5 protein-coding genes are annotated in these 3,432 nt (G+C 64.2%); 4 read left to right on the top strand and 1 reads right to left on the bottom strand.

From position 1 onward, the window contains the following. The first annotated feature begins 1,238 nt into the window (after positions 1-1,238). The 4 genes from ACWEMY_RS29160 to ACWEMY_RS29145 all read left to right on the top strand — a co-directional run bounded on the left by ACWEMY_RS29160 (position 1,239) and on the right by ACWEMY_RS29145 (position 3,045). Entirely contained in the window at positions 1,239-1,694 is a 456-nt protein-coding gene (locus tag ACWEMY_RS29160; RefSeq protein ID WP_452392597.1) for a MerR family transcriptional regulator, read from the top strand. Between the two features lie 43 nt (positions 1,695-1,737). Beyond that, the gene (locus tag ACWEMY_RS29155) at positions 1,738-2,067 is read left to right on the top strand and encodes a BTAD domain-containing putative transcriptional regulator (protein WP_452392596.1); all 330 of its coding nucleotides are present in this window, start codon (positions 1,738-1,740) and stop codon (positions 2,065-2,067) included. A gap of 42 nt (positions 2,068-2,109) precedes the next feature. Then, a complete protein-coding gene (trxA, locus tag ACWEMY_RS29150) occupies positions 2,110-2,415 on the top strand; it encodes a thioredoxin (RefSeq protein ID WP_452392595.1) in 306 nt (101 codons plus the stop codon). Between the two features lie 396 nt (positions 2,416-2,811). Then, a complete protein-coding gene (locus tag ACWEMY_RS29145; RefSeq protein ID WP_452392594.1) occupies positions 2,812-3,045 on the top strand; it encodes a hypothetical protein in 234 nt (77 codons plus the stop codon). Positions 3,046-3,174: 129 nt separating this feature from the next. On the opposite strand, the gene ACWEMY_RS29140 is transcribed toward ACWEMY_RS29145, so the two are convergent. Beyond that, positions 3,175-3,432, bottom strand: a 258-nt coding sequence (locus tag ACWEMY_RS29140) for a DUF302 domain-containing protein (protein WP_452392593.1), incomplete at its 5' end; no start/stop codon positions are given.

Below are 3,432 nucleotides of genomic sequence, written 5' to 3'. Positions count from 1 at the left end.
CACATCCCGAAAACCCACTTCGCATGGGTGGCCATGGTCGCGCCTATGCGCGCCAGCACGCCGCCCCCTATGGGCGGGCCGCCTGCTGGCTTCTGTCCTGTCGTCACCGCCAACCGATCGTCGGCGACAGCGTCCTTGCTGATCATTTCGGAGGTCTCCTTATACGGGTGGGGGTATTGAACTGGGCGTAGTTCGCCACCGGGATTCACGCGGAGCCGCCCAGTTGGACGGCCGAAGCCGCGGACCGCCGTCCACGATATACCCCCGGGGGTAATTTTCATACCCCCGGGGGTATCAAGGACTCACCGGCCGGGCGGGGGTCGTAGTTTTCGAAACCAAAATCACAGCCCGCGAATGGCAGCGTTCGCCTGAGCGACGAGTGGCTGGGATCCGCCCGTCGCGGTTGAGACCAGCGGACAAATCAGCGCGTGGATGCCGAAGCCGAGTACCGATCCGAGCATCGGGACCCCTTCCCCCGGCCCAGCCGAAAGGCGCCACAGAACCGACGCAGCAGCTCGTATATGATCGGTGCGCACTGTGTTTCGCGATATGTATTCGATCGTGCTCGATCACATATTGCTGGTGTTGTTCTCCGCGATCTGCATGCAAGTCCCCTCTCGCGCACAGATTCCTGGCCTCCGGGCCAGATCAGGGCTCCGGCGTGTTCGAGCGCACTCGCACACGAAGTAGTTCAGCAGTGCAAGCCTCTGACCTGCACATATATCTTTCAGAAAGTGATTGGTTCGCCACTTTTGGCACCGTCAAGGGGGCTTCAACGCTCCCGCCCGCCGGGGGTGATCAGGGGTGATCGAGCCGGTCATCCCGCCCCAGACCGCCCTGCAGGAACGTCGGCCTGCTCGAGAAAGGTGACCGGGTACTGCTGGTCGCCCACCGGTCCCAGCGCCGCCTTTTGCTCCATCCCCCGGCGGTACTCGACGGACTGATGACTCAGAGCCGACGAAATCCTGGAGGGATCGCTGTGACCACGCCAAGTGCCCGATCTGCTCTCACCGCCGAAACTCTCGCCGCGGCGCGGACACTGTTGACTCAGATGGGCATCACGGCGGCTGACTTCATCGAGTCCCCGTGGCCGAACAGGCCGGTGAAACAGAGAGCGCAACCCGGCGAGCCCTGCTGCGCCACGCGAACTTCAGGGATTAGGTCGCCGGGGCCGGAGGTTGTATGCGGTATCACTCGACCAGATGTCCTCGAGTGCAGGTGGATCGGGAGGGAATCTGATGCGGATCGGAGAACTGGCCGCGCTCGCGTCGACGACGACACGGGCCTTGCGCTATTACGAGTCGCGAGGTTTGCTGCAGGTTCGGCGCGATGCGCGCGGGTACCGGGTATACGACGAGGACGATCACCGCGTACTGCGGCAGATCCAGACGCTGCAGGAATGCGGGTTCGACCTGGAGGAGATCCGGCCGTTCGTGGAGTGCCTGCAGGCCGGGAGTCCGTCGGGTGACGCGTGCCCCACGTCGGCCGAGGTCTACCGAAGGAAGGTGGCCGAACTCGACGACCTCATCGGCCAATTGCAGGGTGTCCGCAGCTGGATCCTCGGTCAGCTCCAGCCCGGACTCGATGACCAGCCTCGACCACCGCGGCCGCTGTGCGAGTTGACCGCGCCGGGCCTGCTCCCGAACGGCATCGGTCGCAGTCGGCAGACAGCCGTGACCGACCCGGCCGACTGACCCCGATACGCGATCGGGGTGAGACACCACCCGAACGGGCGGGGTGTCTCACCCCGAAGTACTGGGCGAGCTCAGCGAACTCGCCGATGGTGAGCCGTTCCAGGAGACACTGTGTGCCCAATTGGTGCTCGCCCTGTATCGGAACAATCGTCAGGTCGAGGCGCTGAGTGCCTACCAGCGCCTGCGCAGGCTCCTCGGCGAGGAAGCCGGGCTGGAGCCCAGTCAACGGCTGAAAGACCTCGAACTGGCGATCCTGCAACAGAATTCGTCACTCGACCGGCAAGGCCGTGGCCAACGATCGATCACTACTTGCCTTGACGCCGACGTCAATGCCTACCGTTGGCGACGACCGGTCAACCGGCTACGACCATGAAACTGGGAGAAAAATATGACGCACGGTAGCGGAGTTATCACAGTGACGGACGCGACGTTCGCCAGCGAGGTCCTCGAGTCCGAACTTCCGGTGCTCGTCGACTTCACCGCCGATTGGTGCGGCCCGTGCCGGATGATCTCGCCGGTGCTCGCCGAGATCGCTCAGGAAGAGTCCGAGCGGCTCAAGATCGTGCAGCTCGACGTCGACGCCAACCCCGAGACCCGCGCCGCCTACGCAGTGATGTCGATGCCGACGCTGATGGTGTTCCGGGCCGGCGAGCCAGTCAAGACGGTCGTCGGCGCTCGACCCAAGCTGCGCCTGATGGCCGATATCGCCGACTTCATCTGACCCGGTCGACAACCACCGATCCACGCCGATGCGCCGCGCCTTTCCGGGCGGCGCATCGGCGTGATGACCGATCCAGGGGCAGACGATTCCGGAACTGGTCATCAACGACCGCGCGATCGTCTACCACACCCTCGAGCAGTACGGCCACACCCTCTGCGATCTGCCACTATCCGGTCGGATCACGCTGCCGAAATCTTTTCCACCGTCGGCGCGCCGGCAGGTGTGCATCTAGCCCGGGGCGGTTCCGACGCGACTCATAACTACGCGACGGTTCGTTCATCCGGTGCCCCGGCGACCATGGCATGCACAGGCGCTCCGATGCACAATGATCACGGCCGAAAACTCAAGGGCCCCAAGGCTAGAGCCCCTGAGGACAAAGCAAGAACAGAGGACCATATGGACGACACACTGAACCAGATCTTCGTGGCACTCATGGCTGCGATGTTCATCGGCGTCGTCTTCGGATCCACCAGCCTTGCAATCGCCGAGCGGAAAACGACGAAGTCCTGGCGGATTCTTCCTGGTGGGGTTCCTCTTGGGGCCGATCGGCGTCCTGGCGGCGGTCCTGGCAGCACCCGGCGAACCGGCTCCGCCCCCTGGAATGCGCGCCGTGATGTGCCGTCGGTGTAACGCACGCCAGAATATCGCCAGGGACGACAACGAATTCGAGTGCTGGCAGTGCAAGTCGGTCACCACGATCCCGGCGGCGAACATCGCGCGGTGACCGCGACGTATCTCCTGGCCGACGTACCGGCGGGGTCAGCCTTCGGCGGTCAGAGTGTCGATCGCGGACTGCAGACGTCGTCCTGCTTCCGCTGCGACCTCGGCGAGTTCGGGTTCGCCGGTGACCTGTACCATCAGCTGCGGGTTCATCGCCTCCACCAGAACCGCGCCATCGGCGGTCGGATGCTCGCGCACGATCACGTTGCAGGGCAGGAGTAGTCCGATCTGACGGTTCACCTCGACGGCTCGGTGCGCGAGCGGTGGGTTGCAGGCGCCGAGGATGAGGTAGCGCTC

It is taken from the genome of Nocardia sp. NPDC004415 (assembly GCF_053602435.1).
The sequence above is the reverse complement of the archived record's forward strand: the minus strand, read 5'-3'. Positions and strand labels throughout refer to the sequence as shown.